The sequence below is a fragment of the Lysinibacillus sp. FSL L8-0312 genome (genome assembly GCF_038003285.1).
Classification (GTDB): Bacteria; Bacillota; Bacilli; order Bacillales_A; family Planococcaceae; genus Lysinibacillus; species Lysinibacillus fusiformis_D.
The window spans coordinates 1,238,982-1,264,684 of record NZ_JBBOOV010000001.1; the positions used below are offsets into that span (position 1 = coordinate 1,238,982).

Sequence of the window (25,703 nt, forward strand, 5' to 3'; positions counted from 1 at the left end):
TTTTCTTAATTATGATTGTTTAGGCTCTCGAACTTCTCCATCAAATGCAGCTCGATAAATAGCATAGATATCTTCTCGTTCTAGTAGCATCGGGCTTCGTGCTAAAATTCTTGTTTGTTTCGTTGCATCATCCGTTAATTGTTCTAAGGCTTGTTCTGGTATATTAAATCCTTTTAATGTGGAAGGAATATTAACATCTTGAACGAGTTTTTGTAATGCGTCGACGCATTTATAGGAAGCCTCTTCTTGCGATAAATAGGCAGATGCTATACCCATTGCATCTAAAATATCTTTCAGACGTTTTTCACAGCTTTGACGAATATAGCCCATAACATATGGCAATAGCACTGCATTGGAATCACCATGTGCAATATGGAATTGGCCGCCAAGTGGATAGGCTAACGCATGGACACCAGCTACACCAGCATTAAAGAATGCCAAGCCTGCTAAATAGCTGCCATAGCTCATATCTGTTCGAGCCTGCTTATCTTGCCCCTCATGGACAGCCGTTCGAATCGAATGACTAATTAATCGAATAGCTTGCAGGGCAAGGGCATCTGTTACCTCATTCGCATTCACTGATACATAAGCTTCAATGGCATGTGTGAGGGCATCCACACCTGTAGCAGCCGTTACCTTTGGTGGTAAAGAAATCGTTAAAGCTGGATCTACAATTGCTACATCTGCTAATAAATAATCATGTGTTACGACATCCTTCGTTGTGTCGAGTGATAGCACAGAGATATTCGTTACCTCTGAGCCTGTCCCAGAAGTAGTTGGAATTAAGATTTTGGGCAGCCCTTTATTGTCCAATGTTTTTGTCCCTGTTAGGTTTAAATAATCTGCGACTTGTCCCTCATGTGTTGCTAATACAGCAGCGAGCTTTGCTAAGTCTAATGCACTTCCCCCACCTACACCAATGACTAAATCGAACTGATGATTTCGAGTAAAATCTACAAGTTTTTCGCCAATGGCAAGCGGTGGCTCTGGTGCAATTTCCGTATAAATAGTGGTTGTATACCCCTTTTCAATTAAAGGTTTTTCAACATGATCTGTTAACCCTATTTCTTTTAATAATGGATCTGTCACAATCAAAATATTGCGCGCGTTCAATTTCTCTACCTCTATCAGGAGCTGACTTAAGCTTCCCCAGCCGGTATAGCTTGTAGGTGTAAAGGTTAATTTATGCATGGCTTCTCTACTCCTATCTATTCATAATAACCTTCTGTTGATTTTCTAAATGATTTAAATTGGACAGGATCATGGCCAAACCATACTTGTGAATTCGTTTCATTTGCTAATCTTCGAATCCGTTCAACCGTCGCATTATAGCCTACAGAGTCATAGATAATGCCTGGTGGCTTAACGGGAGGACCAAAGCTTTCAGCCGTATAAATAGCATCCGAGGCTAAAATGATGCCTCCTGTATCGGGCATCTGTATATGCAAACCGAGCATACCCCAAGCATGGCCACTACCAAAATTCAATACTTGGATTCCTTCTGCTAGCTTCACTTGATCCTCGCCACGCTTAATTAGGCGCCATTGTAGATTGTTTTTAATCCACATATCAATGTCACCCCAAACATACGCACCGTCTTTGACGTTTCGTGCATAGGTTTGTAATGTACCGTTAAATTCGTCTTCTTGCACAATAATTGTTGCATTTGTGAACAATTCTAAGCAGCCTGCATGGTCGAGATGCAAATGGGATGCGACAACATATTTGATGTCCTCTGGACGAACGTTTAATTCTTCTAAGCGATGATGCAAATAGCATTCTTCTGGCATATTAATAGGAAATGCCTTTTGCGTAAATTCACCCCAACGGCCATCTGGCCCCATAGAATTTGGATTACACGCTGTATCAAAGAGAATTTTACCCTCTGGATGGTCAATCAGCACTGTATAAACAGGGAATTCCACAAATTCATTTGGTTGGTTTGGATGATCGATCGTTGCTGGATTATGCATGGCAATCATATAGTTTTTATCCATTCGCATCGTACCATTGTCCATTACATACAATTTTGGGTGTTGTTTGATCATTTTCATGTTTCCCATCTCCATTCGTGATTATTGGTTATTCCAAATTACTAGCTTCATTTCCGTCATTTCCTCTATTGCATATTTAATGCCCTCACGACCTGTGCCACTTTCCTTCACACCACCGTATGGCATATGATCTACACGATACGTCGGAACATCATTAATAATGACACCGCCAACCTGTAATGATTTCGTGGCTTGGAAAGCAATCTCAATAGAAGGTGTAAAAATCCCTGCCTGTAAGCCATAATGGGAATCATTGATAGCTACTATCGCATCCTCTATCGATGAGACTGTATTCACCGTAACGACAGGTGCAAAGATTTCCTCACAGGACACACGGCTTTGTGGTTGAGCATTATATAAAACAGTAGGTAATAAAATGTGATTCTCAATGCGACCACCAGTTATAATCTGTGCCCCTTCCGCAACTGCCTCTTCAATCCATTGATAGGCTCGCTGTTGTTCAGCTCGTGAAATCATCGTCGCTAAATCCGTCTTGCTGTCCAGTGGATCACCCATTATTAGCTGTTCTATTTTTACTTTCAGCAGCGATAAAAATTCGTGAATCATACTCTCCATAACATAAATACGCTGCAATGAAATACACACTTGACCTTGATTTGAAAAAGCTCCCATCACAATGCGATCCATTATACGGTCGAGTTGGACTCCTTCATCAATAATAACGCCTGCATTCGAGCCTAATTCTAATGTTACTTTTTTCAAACCAGCTCGATTACGTAAGGAAATGCCTACTGCAGGGCTTCCCGTAAACGTTATCATTTTAACGTGTGGATGTGCTAAAAACATATCCCCTACTAATTTGCCTTGTCCAGTTACAAGATTAAATGCTCCTGCTGGTAAATTGGTTTGGGCTAATAACTTGGCTAAAAAATGAGCAGATAATGCTGTTTGTGTGGCAGGCTTCAACACAATGGTATTGCCTGCCGCTAACGCTGGCCCTACTTTATGGGCTACTAGATTTTGCGGAAAGTTAAATGGCGTAATCGCTGCCACTACACCTATTGGTTCCCGTAATGTATAGGCAAAACGCCCCTCTCCATTTTTCGAGGCATCCATCGGAATCATCTCACCCGTAAGTCGCTTCGCTTCTTCAGCCGCAAATTTATAGGTTTCAATGGTGCGATCAATTTCTGCATAGGCATACTTTAACGGCTTCGCTGATTCCAATGAAATAATGTTTGCTGCTTCTTCCCGATGTTCCGCAAACAGCGTGGCTAAATGTTCCAATATCTCTGCGCGTTGAAAAGCGGTTAAAGCAGCCATTTGAGGAGCTGCAGCCTGCGCACTTTCAATGGCCTCCTGTACATCCTGTTCAGTAGCCATCGCAAATTGTGCAATCACTTCCTGTGAGTAAGGAGCTTGCACCTCCATCCAGTCAGCGGTCATCTTCCATTCCCCGTTGATCCATAAGCCCTTTTTCAAAACTTGTGTCACTCCTTTCTTTATGGTTACGTATTCATTTCAGAAAATAAAGAAATGAATACGTAACCATTTTAGTGTAAAAAACAAACTGACATTACATCAGTTCATTTTTACACGTTGTATTTCTTGGGAAAAGTTTAACAGACTCTGTTTGCTGGATGCAAGTACTTTTTTTTTCCATGATCTCAAATAATTTTTCGATGGCCATAAAACCAAGGTTTTCCTCTGTGGTTAAACCAACTGTTGTTAAAGCAATAGAATGATGTTTACTCAGCTCGACATTATCAATACCTATGACATTAAAATCCTTCGGAACCTGAAAGCCTCTTTCCAAACAAAGATTTAATATTTCAATAGCGATAGCATCTGTAGCTGCGCAAATAGCTGTTGGTCTACTAGCGAGTTGTAAAAGTTCCTCAAAGGCACGTTCAATATCCTTTTTATTAGTATTCGTTAAAAAAGTAGGCACGGCTTTGGCCTCTATCCCATGTTCCTTTAAGGCCCGTTCAAATCCCTGATAGCGCCCATAAAAAGTACTCATTTGATGGGGCCCACCTATCCAGCATAAGGATTGATGCCCTAACGATAAAACATGATTGGCTGCAAGATAACCAGCATGCACATTATCAATCTCTACAAAATGTCTATTTTCTTGATGCTTACGATTAAACATAATAAACGGGATGCCTAGTTTTTCTAGTTTAAAAAACAAATCATCTTGGTACAGCATAGAAGATAAAATGATCGCGTCTGCTTTCGTTTCCAAAACCGCATTATAAATTGAATGTAAATTATCCTCTGTCCCAAAATAGACATTGACTTTATAGCCACGTGCATTAACATAATTCACGATTGCTGTTGTTGTATCAACAAAAAAAGGGTTGTGTAACGGCCCCGAAATCAATGTTATAATGCCTGTTTTTTTCTGAACAAGCGATCTTGCTATATCATTTGGCACATAGTTTAGTTCCTCAATCGCCTTCATTACTTTTTCAATTGTTTTTGGCTTTACCAGCTCTGGCGTATTCAACACCCTAGACACGGTTGTTTGTGAGACACCAGCATGCTTTGCCACATCTTTTGAAGATACCAAAAAAACCACCCATTTCATCATTGTAAAGCTATATTATACCATTTATAGCATAATGGTAATAGGGAAGACCAATTATTGGTTTAGCCCTTTCGTTCATAGGGCTTAGCTGCTTCACTCGCTTTAAAATTGTAGACGGGTTGAATAACTTTTACAATATCCACTGTTTCCCCAATAGCAGCTGTAATTTCTGCCATTGGCTTATAGGCCATTGGTGCCTCATCCAATGTTTCTTCGTTAACAGATGTTGTCCAAACCCCTTTCATCGTGTCTTTAAAATCTTCCATATTCAACGCTTTTTTAGCCGCTCGACGTGAGAACATGCGCCCTGCTCCATGCGGTGCTGAATAATTCCATTCTGCATTGCCCTTCCCAATACAAATAAGAGAACCTTCTCGCATATTCATAGGGATGACAAGCTTTTCTCCTTTATTAGCACGAACAGCCCCCTTACGAAGGGTCATTGTTTCTGTCTCAATATAGTTATGGATCGTATCAAAGGTATCTACAAAATGCCAATCCATCTGTTTAGCAATCGTTTCTGCAATCGTCCAACGATTCATACGTGCAAACTGCTGTGCAATCTTCATATCGTGAATATAGTCATGGAAAGCTTCACCTTCTAAATAGGCTAAATCTTTCGGAACTGGCGGGTGTTGTTCCTTATAGGCTTGAATCATCGTTTGAATCTCCTGTTCCCGTCCTTGCTGCTTAAGCTCTACTATCTTTTCAGTCAAATCTTGTCTACGTAAATTTTCATAAGCTCTCTTTTGATGCCAATTGGCAACCTTTGCCCCTACATAGCGTGAACCTGTATGGATCAATAAATAGTAGTGATTGTCTTCATCCTTTGCCAATTCAATGAAATGATTGCCTCCACCAAGTGTCCCTAATGATAGATTGGTATAGTCATCTTTCAAGCCGCTTGCTCGAAATTGTTTACCTTCAAACTCTAAAAAATGTCGATTGGGTGATACTTCTTGATGAATGTCCTGCCCACTTGGTATATGTGTTCGAATAATGGTATCGAGCTTTTCATAATCCACTGTCGATACATTTAATTGAGCGACTAATACACCACAGCCTACATCTACACCGACAAGATTTGGTACAACACGACCCTGTAATTGAATGGTTGTGCCAATAACACAACCTTTCCCCGCATGATAATCTGGCATAATCCGTACCTTAGTACCTGCCATGAAAGCCTGATCTGTCAGCTCTTGAATTTGCTCGATGGCAGTTTGCAATGCTGTTTGTGCATAAATTTTGGCCTCTGTGTAACGACCTTTAATGTCAATCATGTCTATCCCTCCTTCCTATTTATACGTAAAAATGGAATGAAATGTTTCATAGTGTTGAAAAACAAAACCATCCATAGCATTTTTGTGAAGGGTGAAAATGGGTTTCCGTTGCAGGCTACTTGCTTTCCACTCCATAAAAATGTTTCTTTTTAGCAAAGGTTTTCAAATAAAGTGAAGGGTATTCACTACTCTTTATGGAGGGGTGTTGTCATTCATCATTTTTCCATATTGAAAATAAGAGACTATCCTTTCACTAATCATACAAATAATGGGCTATTTTGTTTACTAGGGCTTGGATAAAAGATAAGAAACAGATACTTTTACACATGGTGAATGAAGCGGCTCATCGAACGCTTCCTGAAAAGGACGCAAACAGAACGGACATCAATCCCTCGCCTTTCAAAATGGCTGCTGCTGCCATTGACATCACCTGTTCTCAACAACATGAAACGTTCTAAAAGATTATACTTTTAGAACGTTTTGCGAAGGCTTATTCTTCATACTGAATAGCTAATTTCTTTGGTATTTCTGGTATATCGTTTGATTTTACATCTTCTTCTTTTAACGTAAGCCTTTGTAGTGCGTACTTTTCTTGTACATCAAAAGGTATTGCAATACTTTCCATTTTATTATGCATTTGACTTCGTGCAAGTAAGCCTTTGTTGGATAAATCAATAGCTAGAATAGCCTGAACAGTTTCCTCTAGCATTTCAAGATCCTTCGTTTTCAGCGGCATTTGCTCGTTCATTAAAAATGGTTGAAGCTGCTCTTTAATATAACCCTGCGCTTCAATTAAGCAAGAAAATTCGTTTAACTTTTCAGCATAACGCTTTAATTGGCGCTTCTCTTTTGCACGTTGTTGATTTAATTCTTGTACTTTTTGTTCAATACGATGCATGCGCTCTTTCACTAAATCCACTAAATAGGCTTGTATACCTTGCATCATTTGTAATACAGTGGCTTCCGCTTGCTGTACTTTGTCATATTGAGCGACACAATCCAATTGCTGCTCATTTAATTTTTGAACTCTCTCTTTGAAAAATTCATTTTGTGTATGCTGACCAAAAATAGCTTTCATAAGCCCTTTGCCATGAATTTTTTTATGCTGCGCATCCAAACGCTCATATTCACGGGAATATTCACTATGCATGTTGCGGTATTCTCGTAACATTTGTTGGTAATACACAGCCATTTCAGTAAACTCTTCCACCTTATCATCCTGTAAATAATCATGTTGCGAGATCGTTTGTAACAGCTGATATAATGTTTGAACTTGTTTAAATGTATTCGCTACCTGCTCGTATTCTTGCTCATATTCTTTAACAATTGCTAAATCCCGTTGATAGCGAGAAAATTCATATTGGGTATCGCCTGCATATTTCTCAATATTCTCTACAGCAGATTGAAAAGGATCACGTTGTGGAATTACAGTTAATTCGAAGCGGAATCGTTCAAGCCATTGCAAGAAGCGGATTAAGATGGCGTAGGTTTTTTTATCACTATTTTCAGCCACACGATGGATGTGGGCAATTAAATGATCGTACTGGCTTTTTTGCCAAAGCTCCTGGTTGTCCGTTTGTTTGGCTTCTAGTGCATCGGTTGCTGAAACCGCTACAAAATCACTCATTAAATGACCAATACGTTGTTGTTCTGAGCTCATAAATGCTGTAGCATGCTCATCGATATCAATGCCATTGATGACACATAAAGGTTCTACCCCTTTATTTTTTAATGCATCTATCAATAATAGTTCGGCATCAATCGCCATAGAACCCGCACGCAGCACCCAGAAAATTTCATCGACACGGTTCATAAGCGCTTCTGAGAAATAAGCCATTTCGCCTCCACCTGCTTCTAATGAGACAGAATCGATAATAGTTACCGATTTTAATAAATCATTTTTCAAATAGACTTCAAGATAATCTAAATGTTCCCGTAAAATCTGAGAGGCAAACGTATCACCAGTTGTCAGTAGCTCTAGTTTACTCATATCAAATATAGCTACAACGCCATCTAAAAAATAGGCTTTAATCTCTTCTTGTTCACCATAGCGTATAAATGTATTTACACCTGTTGGATGCTGATCATCAACTGATAATATTTCACGTCCAAGAAGCCCATTGACAAGTGTCGTTTTGCCCACTCGCTCTTTTCCAACTACTAAGATCATCGTTTGGTTATTGGCATCTTGAATAATCCGATTTAAATGTTTCGCTGTATCTTTCACATATGTATTTTGCACAATGATGCCATACAAATGTCGCAGGTGATCAACAAATTGTGGCAAAATATTATTCGCTGAGGTTGTATATTCGATTGGCGTGTTGTCAATGTTCGTCATCCTCAAAACCTCTTTTCGTATGTATCTATAAAACTATTATAAAGGAAACCATGGCTTTTCTAATACATGGATTGATGAAAAGAGGACAATGTACTTATGTGATTATATAGTAAATAGGAATTCATCCTTATACTTATTCGATGTCTGCTCCATATATGAGCGGTTACTCGGACTAAAGGGAACAGCGTACCCCTCTGAATTCTACTAATTTTAATAGAAGTATGAGGTATTATCATTTTTATTTACCTCTGTTTTTCTATTGCAATGACCTTTCTCCTAAATGAAGTCTATTCCTCTACTCCAGCCATCCGAGCGTAAACAGCGCCAAGTGTTGGCATGCCGCCTTGTGCACCAAATTTTTCTACAGACAAGGAAGCAGCAATATTGGCGAAGTATACGGCCTCATCCAACGATTGTCCCTCTACTAAAGCATAGGCTAATGCCCCATTAAACGTATCTCCTGCTCCAGTTGTATCCACAGCTGTCGTCATATAGCCTGGTACATGGATTGGATAGGAGCCATCGAAATAACATGCACCATCACTACCTCGTGTCAAAATTATTTTATTAGGATACTTTTCTAAAAGTTGCTCGAACGGCTCATTAAAAATTTCAGCACATTCTGTTTCATTTGGCGTTAAATAGCTAATATCCTCCATCCACTGCACATCAAAATTGGCTGCTGGTGCAGGATTTAATAGGACAGAAACACCTGCTTCTTTACATAATTGAATGGCGTAGGCTGTCGTCTCTTTTGGGATTTCAAGCTGTATGATTACCATTTGACTTTTTTGTATCAATTCCTTAGAAGCTTCAAGGTGAGATGGGGATAACGCATAGTTTGCTCCAGGTACAACAACGATTCGATTATCGTCATTGTAAAGAAGAATATTGGCAATGCCTGTAGGAGAAGAAGTACTAGTTACAATCGCATCTGTCTGAATCTGCTCCTGCTGTAAAGTGGCTTGTAATGCCTTACCAAAATAATCCTCACCTACACAGCCAATCATTGCCACTTCACTGCCAAGACGAGCTGCCGCAACTGCTTGATTAGCCCCTTTTCCTCCAGGGACCGTTTGAAATGCATTGCCCAGAATGGTTTCCCCTTGTTTTGGAAAAGTATCCATGTGTACAACTAAATCCATATTTAAACTTCCGATCACTGTAATCATCAATTTCACTACCTTTCTTCTTTTTGATTAGCAAAAAAAGCTGAAATGAACACAATATTGTATTCATTTCAGTAGCTAATTTTATAGTAATATATTTGCAAAAACCGAAAAATCATCTAGATACTTTTCTAATATATCCAATGAAATCACTTGATAAGCAGAAACAGCAGTCATTTGAAATCCTGCATGTTCATTAAGTTTTCTATTGGAGCACCCTGGAAAAATTGAAAAGCCTCTCTACTTGTTACTCAACACTTAAATTTGGTATCAATGACTTGTTTTCAATAGGTGATGATAAGGAAATCAATGTAGTGGAATCGCCATACTTCATACTATCATTTTCAAATAATTCAAGTTCCTTTGTTGATTCAACTACTACTTTAATCAAATAATTATATTCTCCGCTAATTCGGTGACACTCTACTACTTGTGAGGCCTGCTTACAATAATCAACGAAATTATTGCACTTTGTAGTCCGGAAAAGGACAAACGCAACAGTGGTTTTCCCAACTTTTTCATTCGAAACTATAGCTCTGTAGCTCTTAATCACTTCTTGTTCTTCTAGTCTTTTTACCCTCTCTGTTATTGCTGGTTGAGATAATCCTATTAGTTTTCCAAGGGAAGTCATTGACAACCGAGCATCTGATTGTAAACGCATTAGTATATCTGCATCAATACTATCCATTTAAGCACCCCTTCATTTATACGATACTGACATTTCACAATTAATAGCTATCCTATTGTAAGGTGTCTATGCCTCCTACATTATTATATTATACTTCAAATGCAATATCATCAAAATACATTAATTTTATAGCTAAATACATAATAATACCTTTATTATCAAATGTAAAATCAAAAATGACATTAGTATAATTAATTCTATCAACTAATCAGGAGGTCTTTTATAAATGAATAATAATGATTTAACTAAACAAAATGAAAAATCTGTTGCAATACCTTCAGAACGTCTCCCTTGGGCCGGTTTAATTGCACTAGCTATGGCAGGGTTCATATGTATCCTTACCGAAACTATACCAGCTGGTTTATTAATACAGATAAGTGAAGGACTCGCTGTGTCCGAATCTCTTGCAGGTCAACTTATTACAGCTTATGCTCTTGGCTCACTAATTGCAGCTATTCCTATAACCACTGCAACACAAGGGTGGCATAGGAAACCCTTGCTGCTTTTATGTATTATTGGGTTCCTTGTATTTAATACTATTACAGCCCTTTCTTCTAGTTTTACCTTAACTATAATAGCTCGATTCTTTGCGGGTGTAACGGCAGGCGTCCTGTGGGGAATGAGCGCGGGATATGCACGACTTATGGCGCCAGAGTTACTTAAGGGAAGGGCAATGGCAGTGGCCATGATTGGTACTCCTCTTGCATTAGCTTTTGGTGTTCCTGCTGGGGCATTTCTCGGTTCCCTTGTTGGCTGGAGATCTGTTTTCGGAATAATGTCACTCTTAGCAGTATTATTGATTTTATGGATTATCTGGAAAATCCCTGACTTTCCTGGGCAAACATCTGAAAAGCGAATGACCCTGCTCAAGGTTTTCATTACCCCTGGGGTTCGTCCGATTTTATTTGTTGTATTAGTTTGGATACTTTCTCATAACATACTTTATACTTATATCGGACCATACCTCTCCGAAGCAGGTCTTGCGCAACGAGTTGATTTGGTTTTACTCGTTTTCGGTATTGCATCTTTAGTTGGAATTTGGGCTATTGGTATATTCATTGAGCGTATACTACGTACTTTAGTGTTAATGAGTCTAGCCGGATTTGGATTGGCATCATTATTATTAGGTATCGGAATTAGTCACCCTACTATCATTTACATTGCTGTAGCTTTATGGGGTTTAACTTTTGGAGGAGCAGCAACACTTACGCAAACAGCAATAGCAGATAATGCTAAAAAAGGTGCAGATATTGCCCAATCAATGCTAGTTACTGTTTGGAACCTCGCTATCGGTGGAGGGAGTGCAATTGGAGCAATCCTGATGGAATCATTTGATGTAGTATCTTTTCCATGGGTAATGTTTATCCTCATTCTTCTTGGATTTCTAGTAGCGTTTCGCGCAAATGTTTCTGGGTTTCCTCAAACAAAACAATGATTAAATCAGGATATTCCTTGAAACACATAGCCATTTCGTTGCGACTTTATTTCAAACATCTTATCTTTTTTTGTAAACACTGCAACTTTATTTCAAAGGTATATTGTATTGCTATTTAATCAGAGCGGCTGGGACAAAAGAAAAAATGTTAGACCATTTACAAGTTTGGTCTAACATTTTTTTGCGTTATTAGAACACATAAACTTTAATAAATCACAAAAATAACATTCATTTTTTGCTTTTTCTCAATAAAATGAGTTATGTCCCAGCCTCTTGCTCTGCGCGTGAAACGCTGGGGTACTGGCCCATGTCTAAAGACATTCTGAATGGTCTGCCAACCGCACTCCGTTTTTAAGCTACCACTAAAGTGGTCTTATTATTTTCGTTTGTTTGCTTTTATTTCTTCTCCTGTAAAAGGATCGATGAATTCTTTCATGGTCATTTGATCCTCAAGAATATCCTCTTGTAATTGATTTTTTATATATTCCTGAATGATTTTTCTGTTTCTTCCCACTATATCTACATAATATCCTCAACACCAAAACTTTCTATTTCCATATTTGTATTTCAGGTTCGCATGTCGATCGAATATCATTAAACTACTTTTCCCTTTCAAATATCCCACAAACGATGAAACACTTAGTTTGGGTGAAATACTCACCAACATATGAATATGATCAGGGCAGGCTGTTGCTTCTATAATTTCTACTCCTTTTTTTCACATAACTGGCGTAAAATTTTACCTATGTCTGCTTTGATTTGTCCATAAATAATCTGCCTTCTATATTTTGGCGCAAAGACAATGTGATACTTACAATTCCATGTTGCGTGTGCTAAACTTTTATTATCCATTTGGATCTCCTTTCGTACGAAGTCGGTTGACCAGACCTGAATTCATTGTACGATTGGGGTTTTTTTCTTGTCCCTAGCTAGAAGTTCTTTAGAACCCCTCGCATAGCAAGGGGTTTTCAAAAGATACAATAAAACAGCTTCGATTTCTCGGAGACTGTTCAGACTGTCGACAAAAGGAAGCGAGAAGTTCATACTCGCTTCCTTTTGTCATTTTTCATTATGTTTAAAAATGGTCATTCACTACATAATAAACATACTCTTTAAGCATAAAAATTCTTTTAAGCTGCCTGCCATGTTTAACATAAACCATCTCACCTGTAGTAGCGTTCCTTCATTTGTCCATAGGTTAAATTTTCAAGAGATAGTTGATATAAGAGGGTTTGCGGTAAGCCTTTTTCAAATACGAAAATGAACAGCTAACAAAACCTAGAAAATAAGGAAGTTCACCAACTAAGGTAATATTTTTAAAACAATGAAAATGAAAAAGCTATAGTAATACCCTTGTTCTAAATCATATTGATTAACTACAACTAAAGTACTATAATTAATTTTAAAATAGAGATAATAAAAAGAAGGTGGTAAGTGTCTATGGGTCAACAGCAGAAAAATGGTAGAGTCAGAAAAGGAAGCTTAAAAAATCGTATTATTGGAATATCACTTTTACTGTTTATTTCGATTATCAGCATCAGTTCCTATTTAAATATTAAGACAGTTAAAGAAAATGTTTCAGATGCTTTATTAGAAAAGAGTATACAGCAGGTCGATGAAATTGCACGTCAAGTGGAGAATATTCTAGTTTCTAATTCTAATCCTACAGTGGAACTGCAAAATTTCGTTGAAAACAAAGTACAACAAAATGGAATTGCTTATGCAGTTGTCATTGATAAAAATGTTACGGCAATTGCCCATAGTGATAAGGAGAAAATAGGTAAAAACTATGAAGATGATTCCTACTCTGTAGATGGAGCGAAAAATGGGAAAACGATGACTAGTAGATTCTATGCGGATGTTCAGAAAAGTTGGACGTTCGATATAATGGTACCGATTTATATAAATAATACGCTTTACGGATCTATGGATGTAGGTATTTTCGAGGGTGACATCACAAAAGTTACGAATGCCATTTTACTAAAGGAAATTATTACAGTTGCTGTTGGCTGTATTTTATTCATTATTTTAATGATTTTTATTTTAAATAAAATGTTCAAACCTTTACTGTTAGCAGTTGATAAATGCAATGACATGGGAAAAGGAGAATTCACTGAGTTAATCCCCCCAAAATATACAACTAGAAACGATGAAGTAGGTAAGCTTACATATGCTTTAAATGAGATGCAAAATCACTTTGTTGATTTACTTAATGAAATCAGTCTAACTTCGAATAAGGTTACTGCATCATCTGAAGAACTGCGAGATGCAACCAGTACTTCTTTAGAGTCTTCAAAGGATTTATCATCTGCTGTTGAAGACATTGCTAAGGGAGCTGTGGAACAAGCAAAAGATACCGAATACGGGACTGCAAGTATTGGAGAGCTAGGAGAATTAATTGAAAGTAATCAGGATCATTTAGAAAATCTGAATCTATTTGTCGATGAAGTAAGCCATATTAAAGATGAAAGCTTACTCATATTAAAAGAGCTTGTTGCTAAAACAGAAGAAAATAATAAGGCAGCAAAAGAAATTTATGACATCATTCTCACGACAAACGAAAGCTCTGGGAAAATTCAAAATGCAAGCCAGATGATAAGAACCATTTCGGAACAAACGAATTTATTAGCTTTAAATGCGGCTATTGAAGCATCTAGAGCTGGCGAAGCTGGAAAAGGGTTTGCAGTTGTTGCGGACGAAATACGAAAATTGGCGGAGCAATCAAATCAATTCACTAAGGAAATTGCCACTGTTATAGGAGACTTAACAGCAAAAACTGGACAAGCTGTTCAGACTATCCAAGAAGTGAATCATATTGTCAATTCTCAAGCTACAAGTGTTAAAACTACGAATGGCAAGTTTGAAGATGTTGCAAACTCTATTGAAAAAATAAAAACGGTCATTGAGGAATTATATAACTTAGGCAATAATATGGGTGAAAAGAAGGACGAAGTAATAGATATTCTACAAAACTTATCTGCCATATCGGAAGAAAATGCAGCTGGTACGGAAGAAGCAGCCGCATATTTACAAAATCAAACAAACTCCATTTATGAAATTGCCAATTCCAGTGAAGAATTAGCAAAGTTAGCTAATAAAATGCAGGAAAATGTCTCAAAATTTACGATTCAAACAAACTCAACTCGATTGTAAGAACAAAGCCCAATTTCTCTATTTAATTACAGAGAAATTGGGCTTTTTAAACTAGGAATGTCTTACGTACACTATTTAGTTTTCAATGCTACTCGTCACACTAAAAACAAGAATTTTCGTTTATCTTAAAAAATAGTATTAGTGTACATTAACAGTATATGTTCCATTTTCATTATCAAATTTATAAATATATAAATAATACTTTCCTGGTTTTGCATTTAATTTTCCTTTTATAATACTTCCATCTTCCTGTCCATAGGAAGTGTAATTTTGCATATCAGACTCATGATAAAGTACCCATGTCATGCCAATTTGATTTTCATTTACGACAGAAATATCTATTTCTTTTGGAGACGTAACATCGAATTGATATATATCCGTATTATCATCATCAAGCAAGCTACCTTTTATTGGCATATTAAATGGCATTATAGTCGCTTCTTCTGGATGATTATTTGGTTCTATCTCTGTTTGCGCTCCATTCCGTACATTTACTGTATATGTCCCGTTTTCATTATCAAATTTATAAATATATAAATAATATTTTCCTGGTTTTGCATTCAATTTTCCTTTTATAATATTCCCATCTTCCTGCCCATAGGAAGTGTAATTTTGCATATCAGACTCATGATAAAGCACCCATGTCATGCCAATTTGATTTTCATTTACAACAGAAATATCTATTTCTTCTGGAGACGTAATATCGAATTGATATACATTCGTATCCTTATCAATCAAACTACCTTTTAGAGGCATATTAAATGGCATGATAGTCGCTTCTTCTGGATGATTATTCTCTGTCTGCTCCCCTCTCCGTACAGTTACAATTGTTTTAGCTTTACTTGCTATTCCCTTATCATTTTGCACTGTTAATATCACATTATATGTTCCTTCAGCTTCATATATATGAATAGGGTTTGGCTCTTCACTTGTTTTTCCATCACCAAAATCCCAAAGATAAGAAACGATATCTCCATTGTGATCTTTTGAACCATCGCTTTTGAACTGGATTTTTTCATTTTTGATTCCAGTATATGGACCATTTATAGTTACAAAAGGCGCTTGATTTTCTCCCTCATCCGTCGCAATGCCATGGAAAACAACATCATATTCAAACTGGTTTGCCGCATTCACACGGTAGTTTACAAAATACGCTGTCGCTGTTTTATAGCCGCTCCACTCTTTTTGCGACAGTTGCTCCAATACTTGGTTCACTTGCTTACTCATCGTTTTCCAATCTTGAGATTCACCTTGTGTTTCACTACCTATATACGTGCCTTCGAGTGTAAATGTATTAAAAAATTGAGATTTATGTTTTGTCATATTTCCATCTTTTATGTTAGCAATATCGACAATTTCTTGCTCCACTTCGTCTAACGCTTTTGGTTGATGTTGCACTAAATAATCTTCTGATACTTGTGGTACCTCGTATTTTTCTTGATTATCAATCAATTGCTGCATATAGGCTTGGTATTCCGCATTTAGTTGTGGATCTTTACTTAAAGTGTCACGATACGCATCATAATTTTTCACATCGTTCGCTCGAATTAAATCTTGAATCCTATCAAATGTATCAAATTGGTGATTATACATATAAGATTGCAATGCAAATGAATAGTTATAAAAATCCCATGATCCATATTTTGCAAACATTGTTTGTTCAGCTGTATAGCGTTGTGATGGATCCTCCGATAATCCACTAATAATACTCTTACGTGGAACAATATCATTTGTACGCGTTGATCCTGCGAAAAATTCTGCATTTCCTTCCTGGAACCATGTTAGTCGCTCGTTTTGGTACATATCACCTGTTCCGAATAAACCAGGAACCTCATACCTACCCTGTAAATAATGTGTATATTCATGACGGAACAACTCTTCTAAACTATAAATACTTTGCTCTGGCGTCCGTTCATATGTAAAAAACGTTCCATTCTCTTCAATATAAATACCACCATTATTTGTTTCATATCCATACAATTGACGGTTTAATCGATATTGATCTGGAGAGTTATAAATAACTACTGTTAAGACATCGTCAGCATTACCTGGTTCTAATGCTTTATCATTCCCAATTACACGATGATATTGTGCTTTTACTTCTTTTGCAGCCCAGTATAATCTTTGAATTTTGTCTTCTGTTACTTGATCTCCTGTTTTAAATACAATGGATCCATCATCAAATGTATATGTTTTCGGTAGATACTGCTCCTTTCCTTCTTCACGTACTTGCTGTAAATCTACTGTCTTTCCACTATAGTCTTTTCCACCATAATTTGTAGTAATTTGCTCTACTGCTACAAAATAAGCTTCACTTAAATATGGATACATTTGCATCGCTTGTGTAACAACTTCTAAACCTTTATTCGGATTACTATGGAAGCCTCCTAAACGCCCTGCATAATAAATGCCATTATTGATTAACCAACTATTGTTATCTGTCACATTATGTATAAGAGCAATTTTATTAACTTCATTTATGAAGCTATCAATTTTGCCATACCACATCGTCGTATCAGCTTCTTTACGAGTATCATATAAATACGACTGTAAGTCATAATCAATGCCATGTATTACATCGTATATAGCTTGTCCTTTTGACGACTCGTCTTCAAATGTAGAGAGATTTTCGTTATACTGCTTTAAAATCTTCGTAGCAAGTTGAACTGTTTCCGCATCACTAGAAGCATTACCTATTAATTTCCCATAGGCAGATACTACTTTATCTTGTTCAGCTGTACCTAGTTTAAAGTTCGGATTCTTAGCTATTTCTTTTAATGCTGGTAAACACTTATCTTGGAAACTTCTCTCGTTTAAATAACCTAGTTCGTTATTATAAAATGCTACATAAAAAGCCGAACGCAATAGCTCAACAAATGTTTCAATCCCCTTTGAATCATCTTTCGTAAAAGAACTTCCTCTTTTCCCCAATTCATTAATAATCACTTGCATGCGTTCTTCATTTTGATAGAAAGCTTTTGTTTCCTCACTGAATTGGAACAAGTCTGTTATTTGATACCACCGAATATTTCCTAGCGTATCAATTAGCTCACGATCGTTCATTTTATTAAGCTCTGCCATCGAGTACTTTTCCTGCAATTGCTTCGTATCAGCCTGTTCTATAATTGGAGCTGGATGTTGCGAAAAATCTCCAATTTCCAAACGTTCATCAAATGATAATGTTTCATCAGCCTTTGTAGAGTGTACAATTTCATCTTTCGACGTTTCTATGCCAATTGGTTTCATTTGTAATACATTATAGGGCGTTTTTTCTGCTGCTGATGCTTCTGCTTGTAACCCTCCTAACGACAGTGCCATTGTGCTAATCCCAATTAACACTTGATTGAATTTAAATTTTTTCTTCATAATAAGCCCTCCTATAGTACTACATTACTTATTTGGTAATATATTTATTATTTGGTACTATATTACCTATTTTAAAATAACATATTATGTAAAAATATCAATAGATAATGTTATATTTAGGAATTTTTTCTTTTATAATTTGAACACTAAGACACAATTAGACCATAGAACTTAGTACCTTCCATTTATATATGAGTATGGGGAAGCTAAACATTTCTTTAATAGACAAATCACCAGAAACTCATTCAACATCATATTTGGGAATCGTCTGTGGAGGAAGCCGAACATTTACGACGTGAGAATGAAGGGATTAATACTTGGATGTTAGGCTGAAGAGAGGTTTTCTACTAGATAAATAAACGAAATCAATAGCAGTCTCTAGTTTTCATACTAAATGATCTTTGGGTGCTAATTGATCCATCAGTAGTGGAAATCAACAGCTTTACTTTATTTCACTGTAAAAGAAAAAACTGAAGACAACATAAAGTTGTCTTCAGTCTATCAAGTTAATAGGCTATCCGCTTTGCTTCATAGGCAGCAATATGGTCTTCGTATTTAAAGGTTAAGGCGATTTCATCCCAGCCATTGAGTAACGTTTCCTTATAATACGGATCAATCGAGAATTGATACACTGTACCATCTTCACCCGTTACAGTTTGCTCTGCCAGATTTACTTCCATTGTGTACGGCTTTGCCAAACCTTTAGCCAGAATATTATCGCATTCGGCTTCTGTTAGCTTAATAGGTAAAATTCCATTTTTAAAGCAATTATTATGGAAGATATCTGCAAAGGAAGGTGCTATTACTACATTAAAACCATAATCTAAAATGGCCCATGGTGCATGCTCACGAGATGAGCCACAGCCGAAATTATCTTGTGCTACTAGAATTTTTGATGCTTTAAATTCAGGTTTATTTAATACGAAGTCTGTTACTTCATTGCCTTGCGCATCATAGCGCCAGTGATAAAATAAATACTGCCCAAAACCTGTGCGCTCAATGCGTTTTAGAAATTCCTTTGAAATAATTTGATCTGTATCGACATTTTTACGATCAAGTGGTGTGATGACACTATTGACGATATTAATTGGTTCCATTTTTACTCATCCCTTCCGTGTAAAGCAAGATTTACACAGTTTCCTTGACAAATTCACGCACATCAACAAAATGACCTGCAATCGCAGCGGCTGCTGCCATTGGTGGTGATACTAAATGTGTACGAGAACCCGCGCCCTGACGTCCTTCAAAGTTGCGGTTAGATGTAGAAGCACAGCGTTCACCAGCTGGTACGACATCATCATTCATGGCTAAACACATGGAGCAACCTGACTCCCGCCATTCAAAGCCAGCTTCCATAAAGATTTTATCCAAACCTTCTGCCTCCGCTTGCTTTTTCGTAGTATGTGACCCTGGCACAACGATCGCTGTGACCTTATCGTGCACCTTGCGTCCTTTGATGATATTAGCTGCCGCACGTAAATCACTAATTCGTGAATTTGTACAGGAGCCAATAAAGACATGCTGGATGTCAATGGATGTTAAGGATTGCCCTTCCTCTAAGCCCATATAAGCAAGCGCTTTTTGAAGTGCCGCCTTATCAGAGTCATCCTCGTAATCTGCCTGTGTAGGCACATATCCTGAAACACCCGTACCCATCGAGGGATTGGTACCCCATGTAATGATAGGTTCAATTTCTTCTGCTTGTATGATACGAACTGTATCGTACGTAGCATCCTCGTCTGAGGCAAGGCTTAGCCAATAAGCAGCTGCTTCCTCTAATTTTTCACCTTGGGGTGCATATTTGCGACCACGAATATAATCGACGGTTGTTTGGTCAGGTGAGATGAGCCCTGCTTTTGCTCCTGCCTCAATCGACATATTACAAATCGTCATACGTTCTTCCATTGATAATTTGTGGATTGCCTCTCCAGTGAACTCCACAATATGTCCTGTACCAACGCCAATGCCGAACTTCGCAATAATGGCTAAAATAATATCTTTAGCTGCTACGCCAACTTGTAGCTCCCCTTCAACACGAATTTCCATCGTCTTCGGCTTATTTTGCCATAATGTTTGCGTCGATAATACATGCTCTACCTCTGATGTACCAATCCCAAAAGCAATTGCCCCAAAGGCACCGTGAGTGGATGTATGTGAGTCACCGCAGACAATTGTTTTACCTGGCTGTGTTAGCCCTAGCTCAGGCCCGATAACATGTACAATGCCTTGGTCAGGGTGACCCATCCCTGCTAGCTCAACGCCAAATTCTTCAGCATTTTTAGCCAATGTTTCGATTTGATTGCGTGCAATGGGATCATGGATAGTCGGTAAATTTTTCGTTGGTACATTATGATCCATTGTCGCAAAGCTTAAATCAGGACGACGCACTTTACGTCCATTCAAACGTAGCCCTTCAAAAGCTTGCGGAGATGTTACTTCATGAATTAAATGAAGATCAATATATAACAGGTCCGGTTTGCCCTCTTCCTGATAAACTACATGTTTATCCCAAATCTTTTCAATTATATTTTTACCCATTGTCTTCACCTATTTCTTTAAATATATGTTGTCATAATGCTTTGTGAAACAAAGCTAGTATCAATTTCATTAATTACTTTATCTGTCCATTCATTTGTCGAAAGAATACGATTGCCGTCACGGGCTAGATCTGCTGTAAAGTAACCATCATCAAATACCGCACTAACAGCACGCTCAATTTCTGCTGCCTCTTCTGTTAAGCCAAATGAATATTGTAGCATCATAGCGACAGAAAGAATGGTTGCTGCAGGGTTTGCGACTCCTTGCCCTGCAATTTCTGGTGCTGACCCATGTACTGGTTCATATAAGCCAAAATTATCGCCACGGATAGATGCTGATGGTAATACACCTAAAGAGCCAGTAATGACAGAAGCTTCATCACTTAAAATATCACCAAACATATTTTCGGTGACTACAACATCATAGTGTCCTGGGTTTGTAATAAGTTTCATCGCCACAGAGTCTACTAGATTATGTTCCACGATCACATCTGGATAATCTTTTTTCTTAGCTTCTACGACTTCTCGCCATAAGCGACTTGTTTCAAGCACATTCGCCTTATCAACAGAGCATAATTTGCCGCCACGTAAACGTGCTAGCTCAAAGGCATTTTCAACAATACGTTCCACTTCTGCTTTTGAGTAGACCGTTGTATCAATTGCGCCATTTTCAGTACGCATACGTGGTTCCCCGAAGTATACGCCGCCTGTTAGTTCACGGACAATCATTAAATCAACGTTTTCAGCTACTTCACGTTTCAGTGGTGAAGCATCTAGTAAACTCGGGAACGCCTTTACTGGACGTAGATTTGCAAAAAGATCGAAGTGTTTGCGAATTCGCAATAACCCTTTTTCCGGGCGTAATTCAGGTGGATTCTGATCCCACTTTGGACCACCTACAGCACCTAATAAAATCGCATCACTATTTTCACACATCTCGATTGTTTCTTCTGGTAGTGGATTATTATGCTGGTCGATAGCAGCACCTCCAATTGTTGCATACCCTAAATGAAAAGTATGATTAAATCGTTTACCAATCACTTGTAATACACGTACAGCAGAAGCAACAACCTCAGGGCCAATCCCATCACCAGGAAGTACTGTAATTTTTCTCTCCATCATCAAAACACCTTTCTTTGTATAGCGCATTCGCTAATTTAGTAAAGACGCCCACCTACCATTAATTTAGGTGGGCGCATTCATTACGTCTACGCGTAATTTTTTGTGAATGGATACAATACGCCATATCATCATTGCATCCGACTTGTGAATGGTATGTCATACGATTCACTACCTTTAAAACCTATACAGGATGTGCTCCCGAAGGCATGCTATTAAATGACGGTTAATGGCATTTAATAGCAGCTTCTAAACATCTTGAGAGGAGTTACGGCCGGTAGTCGATATATCCTCATAGTAAATTTTCAGCTGCGGTTAAGTAGATCTCAGCCAATTGTTCACCATTGTGAAGCGCAGTATCGAAAATATTAATTTTTCGCACTTGCCGCTACTTCTCGCACAACTTTTTCTTTCCCTTCGTTGATGAATGGCATCATAGCACGTAATTTCGCGCCAACTTCTTCGATTTGGTGGTTCGCACCAGCTTCCTTGAATTTTGTATATTCTGGACGACCATTTTCATTTTCTTGAATCCAACGACGTGCAAATGTGCCATCTTGGATATCTGTTAACACGTCTTTCATACGAGCCTTTACAGTTTCATCAATAATGCGTGGTCCTGCCACATAATCTCCCCACTCTGCTGTATCAGATACCGAGTAGCGCATTGTAGCCATACCACCTTCAAACATTAGGTCTACAATTAATTTAAGTTCATGTAGCGTTTCAAAGTAAGCTAGTTCTGGTTGGTAGCCAGCTTCTACTAACGTTTCGAAACCTGCTCTTACTAGCTGTGTTGCACCACCACAAAGTACTGCTTGTTCACCGAATAAATCTGTCTCTGTTTCTTCTTTGAATGTTGTTTCAAGTAAACCACCTCGCGCAGCACCAATTCCTTTCCCATAAGCAAGTGCTAAATCTTTTGCTTGCCCAGTAGCATCTTGATGGATAGCGAATAGACCTGGTACACCAGCACCTTCTTGGAATTGACGACGAACTAAATGTCCTGGTCCTTTTGGTGCTACTAAAAATACGTCAACATCTGCTGGTGGTGTAATTTGACCAAAATGGATATTGAAGCCGTGCGCAAACATCAGTGCTTTACCAGCTTGTAAATATGGTGCAATTTCTGCTTCATAAACGGCTTTTTGACGCTCATCTGGTAATAAAATTTGAATCACATCTGCTTCTTGTGCAGCCTCAGCCACAGTTTTCACGTCAATACCATCAGCTTTCGCAGCATCGAATGATCCACCTGGACGAACCCCAACTACTACGTCAAAGCCTGATTCTTTAAGGTTTAGTGCATGTGCATGACCTTGTGAGCCGTAACCGATAATAGCGATTTTTTTTCCTTTTAATACGTCCTCGTTGATGTTTTGTTCATAGTACATTGTAGCCATAGTTTATTTCCTCCTAGAATTTGGTTTGGTTTTCATAGCTTTAGCAACTTGCTGTTTCAATAAAGCTATCAATTTTATATGCAAACTATTTTAAAATAGAGAGCTGTGGGTTTGAGATTTTTTGCGTTTCACGCACAGAGGCAGTGGCTCCTGTACGTGTCAGTTCTTTAATGCCATATGGTCGAATGAGTTCGATAAAGGCATCAATCTTTTCTGGGTGCCCTACTACTTGATACGTCACAACATTTTTGGCTGTGTCAATAATTTGTGCACGAAATGGTTCAACAATCGAATTCATTTCCAAGCGTAGATTTGGTGGTGAAATAACCTTTACTAGCGCCAGCTCTCGCAGAACAATTGATTTGTCGGTAATATCATTGACTTTTAACACATCAATTTGCTTGGATAATTGTTTTACTAGCTGCTCGATTTTGCGTTCATCCTCAACATTGACAACAAAGGTCATCTTAGAAAAATTTGGTTGTTCAGTATGCCCTACTGTAATCGATTCAATATTGAACTGTCGCTTCATCAACAAACCTGTCAATCGGTTTAATACACCACTTTGGTTAATCACAGTTACAGTAATTACTCGTTTCAATTCTTTTTCACCCCAATCATTTCATGTAAGCCTTTGCCTGGTGCTACCATTGGGTAAACACATTCAAGCTGTTTCACTCGACAATCAATTAATACTGGCTCATCAGAAAGTAGTGCCTCACGGAAAATATTCTCCGCCTCATCGATTGTGTTAATACGATAGCCTTTAATATTATAGGCATCCGCTAATTTAACAAAATCTGGTTGGATTGGCATCAGCGACGATGAATAACGTTCTTCATAGAATGTTTGTTGCCATTGGCGCACCATTCCAAGACAACTATTATTCAAAATCACTATTTTTACTGGTAAGTTAAATTCCTGTAGAATAGATAGCTCCTGTGCCGTCATTTGGAATCCAGCATCTCCTACAATCGAAATAACTTTTTTGTCTGGCTTCGCAAACTGAGCCCCAATTGCGGCCGGGAAGCCGAAGCCCATCGTACCAAGTCCACCAGACGTTACCCATGCATGATCATTATTTAAATGGTAGTATTGTGCTGCCCACATTTGATGCTGCCCTACATCTGTCGTTACAATGGCATCACCCTCTGTAATCTTGTGCACTAATTGCAATGCCTCTTGTGGTAAGATTTCTTGCGTATTGGCATCTTTGCAATACCACAATGGGTATTCATTCGCATGATTATTTAAAAAGGCTAGCCAGTCTGCTGTATCAGGACCTTCGAAATCCTTTTTCAACAATGCCTTTAACGCCTCTTTTGCATCCGCAACAATCGGAATATCTGTCGGTACGTTTTTACCAATTTCAGCAGGGTCAATATCGATATGGATAATCGTTGCATTTGGTGCAAATGTGGCTAAATTTCCTGTTAAGCGATCATCAAAACGTGCACCGATATTGAGTAGTAAATCTGTTTTTGTGATGGCTGTATTTGCTGTAACCGTACCGTGCATTCCTGCCATTCCAAGGAATAAATCATGTTCCCCATGAATGGAGCCTAGCCCTAGCAATGTATTCGTTACGGGGATACGGTATTTTTCAGCAAAGGCCGTTAATTCCTCACGTGCGTCAGCAAAAAGAACACCTGCACCAGCTAAAATAACTGGATTTTTTGCCAAAGAAATTGCTTGGATCGCCTTTTGAATTTGTAAATAGTTTGGTTTATAGGTTGGTTGATAGCCTGGTAAATAAATTTCATCTGGTGCTTGTGGTGGATTCTCTACATCAAACAACATTTGTGAAACGTTTTTTGGAAAGTCCACAACCACTGGTCCCTTACGTCCAGTGCTTGCAATATGGAATGCTTCCTTCACAATACGTGGAATGTCATTGACATCCTGCACTTGGTAATTGTGCTTTGTGATTGGTGTCGTAATCCCCATGATATCAGCTTCTTGGAAAGCATCTGTTCCAATGACAGATGTAGCAACCTGACCTGTGAAGACAACTAATGGGATGGAATCAATCATGGCATCCGCAATACCTGTTACGAGGTTTGTTGCACCAGGTCCACTTGTGGCAATGACAACGCCTGTTTTACCTGAGACACGTGCATAGCCTTCAGCCGCATGAATAGCCCCCTGTTCATGTCTTGTTAAAATATGGCGAATCGGATTTTTATACATCGCATCATAGATTTGTAATACGGCTCCACCTGGATAGCCAAAGATGATTTCAACACCTTGATCATGCAAAGCCTGCACTAAAACATCTGCACCGTCCTTCGCTTGATAGGTTTGTTCAGCCGTTGCTGTTGTTGCTAATTGTTCTTGTTCATTGATTGAAACATTCGCACTCATCAATTTATGCCTCCTTCATTTCTTTCAAAGTCATACATCAGTGTTCTAGATTAGTAAAGTGCCACTAGCTGGTAAGTCTACCTCTCTTCCTTTTCATTGAGAGTTTGCTCATTACGTCGTGAAAATAATAAAAAAGCCCTTTTCTCCACACGCAAAGAACTACCTTACGTAGGGATGAAAAAGACTTTCCATGGTACCACCCTTTTTTATAGCAAATAATTGCTACCTCGCGAATAA

Annotated in this window: 17 protein-coding genes and 1 pseudogene; 2 read left to right on the forward strand and 16 right to left on the reverse strand. The window is 38.2% G+C overall.

Going from position 1 to position 25,703, the window contains the following annotated elements:
- Positions 1-9 precede the first annotated feature (9 nt).
- From MHI22_RS06395 to MHI22_RS06430, 8 genes are all read right to left on the reverse strand, one after another.
- Positions 10-1,191 carry an iron-containing alcohol dehydrogenase gene (locus MHI22_RS06395; protein ID WP_058844550.1) on the reverse strand — a complete coding sequence of 394 codons (1,182 nt, stop codon included), beginning with the start codon at positions 1,189-1,191 and terminating at the stop codon, positions 10-12.
- Positions 1,192-1,208: 17 nt separating this feature from the next.
- Positions 1,209-2,054, reverse strand: coding sequence for an AhlS family quorum-quenching N-acyl homoserine lactonase (ahlS, locus tag MHI22_RS06400; protein ID WP_371327981.1), 846 nt, complete (start codon positions 2,052-2,054; stop codon positions 1,209-1,211).
- A 21-nt stretch (positions 2,055-2,075) separates the two neighbouring features.
- Positions 2,076-3,497 carry an aldehyde dehydrogenase family protein gene (locus MHI22_RS06405; RefSeq protein ID WP_058844549.1) on the reverse strand — a complete coding sequence of 474 codons (1,422 nt, stop codon included), beginning with the start codon at positions 3,495-3,497 and terminating at the stop codon, positions 2,076-2,078.
- Between the two features lie 94 nt (positions 3,498-3,591).
- Complete coding sequence (locus tag MHI22_RS06410) at positions 3,592-4,599, reverse strand: LacI family DNA-binding transcriptional regulator (RefSeq protein WP_231745076.1); 1,008 nt, start codon at positions 4,597-4,599, stop codon at positions 3,592-3,594.
- A gap of 71 nt (positions 4,600-4,670) precedes the next feature.
- On the reverse strand, positions 4,671-5,891 hold the full coding sequence (locus MHI22_RS06415; protein ID WP_330493253.1) for an RtcB family protein: 1,221 nt from the start codon (positions 5,889-5,891) through the stop codon (positions 4,671-4,673).
- Between the two features lie 490 nt (positions 5,892-6,381).
- On the reverse strand, positions 6,382-8,232 hold the full coding sequence (locus MHI22_RS06420) for a dynamin family protein (protein WP_036128322.1): 1,851 nt from the start codon (positions 8,230-8,232) through the stop codon (positions 6,382-6,384).
- A gap of 287 nt (positions 8,233-8,519) precedes the next feature.
- Complete coding sequence (rbsK, locus tag MHI22_RS06425) at positions 8,520-9,404, reverse strand: ribokinase (protein ID WP_271910164.1); 885 nt, start codon at positions 9,402-9,404, stop codon at positions 8,520-8,522.
- Between the two features lie 244 nt (positions 9,405-9,648).
- Positions 9,649-10,089 (reverse strand): Lrp/AsnC family transcriptional regulator, encoded by a 441-nt coding sequence (locus MHI22_RS06430; protein ID WP_271910166.1) that lies wholly within the window; start codon positions 10,087-10,089, stop codon positions 9,649-9,651.
- Positions 10,090-10,315: 226 nt separating this feature from the next.
- On the opposite strand from MHI22_RS06430, the gene MHI22_RS06435 reads away from it, so the two are divergent.
- Positions 10,316-11,524 carry an MFS transporter gene (locus tag MHI22_RS06435; RefSeq protein ID WP_101966764.1) on the forward strand — a complete coding sequence of 403 codons (1,209 nt, stop codon included), beginning with the start codon at positions 10,316-10,318 and terminating at the stop codon, positions 11,522-11,524.
- A 376-nt stretch (positions 11,525-11,900) separates the two neighbouring features.
- On the opposite strand, the pseudogene tnpA reads toward MHI22_RS06435, so the two are convergent.
- A pseudogene (tnpA, locus tag MHI22_RS06440) lies at positions 11,901-12,376 on the reverse strand (IS200/IS605 family transposase).
- A gap of 588 nt (positions 12,377-12,964) precedes the next feature.
- Between tnpA and MHI22_RS06445 the strand changes: the two are divergent.
- The gene (locus tag MHI22_RS06445) at positions 12,965-14,677 is read left to right on the forward strand and encodes a methyl-accepting chemotaxis protein (protein WP_058844545.1); all 1,713 of its coding nucleotides are present in this window, start codon (positions 12,965-12,967) and stop codon (positions 14,675-14,677) included.
- A 138-nt stretch (positions 14,678-14,815) separates the two neighbouring features.
- On the opposite strand, the gene MHI22_RS06450 is transcribed toward MHI22_RS06445, so the two are convergent.
- The 7 genes from MHI22_RS06450 to ilvB all read right to left on the reverse strand — a co-directional run bounded on the left by MHI22_RS06450 (position 14,816) and on the right by ilvB (position 25,466).
- A complete protein-coding gene (locus MHI22_RS06450; protein ID WP_340811422.1) occupies positions 14,816-18,043 on the reverse strand; it encodes a collagenase in 3,228 nt (1,075 codons plus the stop codon).
- Between the two features lie 506 nt (positions 18,044-18,549).
- Positions 18,550-19,140: a 3-isopropylmalate dehydratase small subunit gene (leuD, locus tag MHI22_RS06455; RefSeq protein WP_058844543.1), complete on the reverse strand. Its 591-nt coding sequence runs from the start codon at positions 19,138-19,140 to the stop codon at positions 18,550-18,552.
- A gap of 31 nt (positions 19,141-19,171) precedes the next feature.
- Positions 19,172-20,581: a 3-isopropylmalate dehydratase large subunit gene (gene leuC / locus MHI22_RS06460; protein WP_271910172.1), complete on the reverse strand. Its 1,410-nt coding sequence runs from the start codon at positions 20,579-20,581 to the stop codon at positions 19,172-19,174.
- A 17-nt stretch (positions 20,582-20,598) separates the two neighbouring features.
- Positions 20,599-21,699, reverse strand: a complete 1,101-nt coding sequence (gene leuB, locus MHI22_RS06465) for a 3-isopropylmalate dehydrogenase (protein ID WP_036123302.1) — start codon at positions 21,697-21,699, stop codon at positions 20,599-20,601.
- 368 nt (positions 21,700-22,067) lie between these two features.
- Entirely contained in the window at positions 22,068-23,102 is a 1,035-nt protein-coding gene (ilvC, locus tag MHI22_RS06470; protein ID WP_036123296.1) for a ketol-acid reductoisomerase, read from the reverse strand.
- An 85-nt stretch (positions 23,103-23,187) separates the two neighbouring features.
- The gene (ilvN, locus tag MHI22_RS06475) at positions 23,188-23,703 is read right to left on the reverse strand and encodes an acetolactate synthase small subunit (protein ID WP_036123293.1); all 516 of its coding nucleotides are present in this window, start codon (positions 23,701-23,703) and stop codon (positions 23,188-23,190) included.
- Positions 23,700-25,466 (reverse strand): biosynthetic-type acetolactate synthase large subunit, encoded by a 1,767-nt coding sequence (gene ilvB / locus MHI22_RS06480; protein ID WP_058844541.1) that lies wholly within the window; start codon positions 25,464-25,466, stop codon positions 23,700-23,702. The genes ilvN and ilvB overlap by 4 nt, the downstream gene beginning before the upstream one ends.
- Positions 25,467-25,703: the final 237 nt, after the last annotated feature.

Excerpts from the sequence above, each read along its gene's own strand:
- leuD (WP_058844543.1), bottom strand. The coding sequence starts at position 19,140 with ATGGAACCAATTAATATCGTCAATAGTGTCATCACACCACTTGATCGT.
- MHI22_RS06445 (WP_058844545.1), top strand. The coding sequence starts at position 12,965 with ATGGGTCAACAGCAGAAAAATGGTAGAGTCAGAAAAGGAAGCTTAAAA.
- ilvC (WP_036123296.1), bottom strand. The coding sequence starts at position 23,102 with ATGGCTACAATGTACTATGAACAAAACATCAACGAGGACGTATTAAAA.
- MHI22_RS06415 (WP_330493253.1), bottom strand. The coding sequence starts at position 5,891 with ATGATTGACATTAAAGGTCGTTACACAGAGGCCAAAATTTATGCACAA.
- MHI22_RS06435 (WP_101966764.1), top strand. The coding sequence starts at position 10,316 with ATGAATAATAATGATTTAACTAAACAAAATGAAAAATCTGTTGCAATA.
- ahlS (WP_371327981.1), bottom strand. The coding sequence starts at position 2,054 with ATGAAAATGATCAAACAACACCCAAAATTGTATGTAATGGACAATGGT.
- ilvB (WP_058844541.1), bottom strand. The coding sequence starts at position 25,466 with ATGAGTGCGAATGTTTCAATCAATGAACAAGAACAATTAGCAACAACA.
- leuC (WP_271910172.1), bottom strand. The coding sequence starts at position 20,581 with ATGGGTAAAAATATAATTGAAAAGATTTGGGATAAACATGTAGTTTAT.
- MHI22_RS06420 (WP_036128322.1), bottom strand. The coding sequence starts at position 8,232 with ATGACGAACATTGACAACACGCCAATCGAATATACAACCTCAGCGAAT.
- MHI22_RS06430 (WP_271910166.1), bottom strand. The coding sequence starts at position 10,089 with ATGGATAGTATTGATGCAGATATACTAATGCGTTTACAATCAGATGCT.
- MHI22_RS06395 (WP_058844550.1), bottom strand. The coding sequence starts at position 1,191 with ATGCATAAATTAACCTTTACACCTACAAGCTATACCGGCTGGGGAAGC.
- MHI22_RS06450 (WP_340811422.1), bottom strand. The coding sequence starts at position 18,043 with ATGAAGAAAAAATTTAAATTCAATCAAGTGTTAATTGGGATTAGCACA.
- leuB (WP_036123302.1), bottom strand. The coding sequence starts at position 21,699 with ATGGAGAGAAAAATTACAGTACTTCCTGGTGATGGGATTGGCCCTGAG.
- rbsK (WP_271910164.1), bottom strand. The coding sequence starts at position 9,404 with ATGATTACAGTGATCGGAAGTTTAAATATGGATTTAGTTGTACACATG.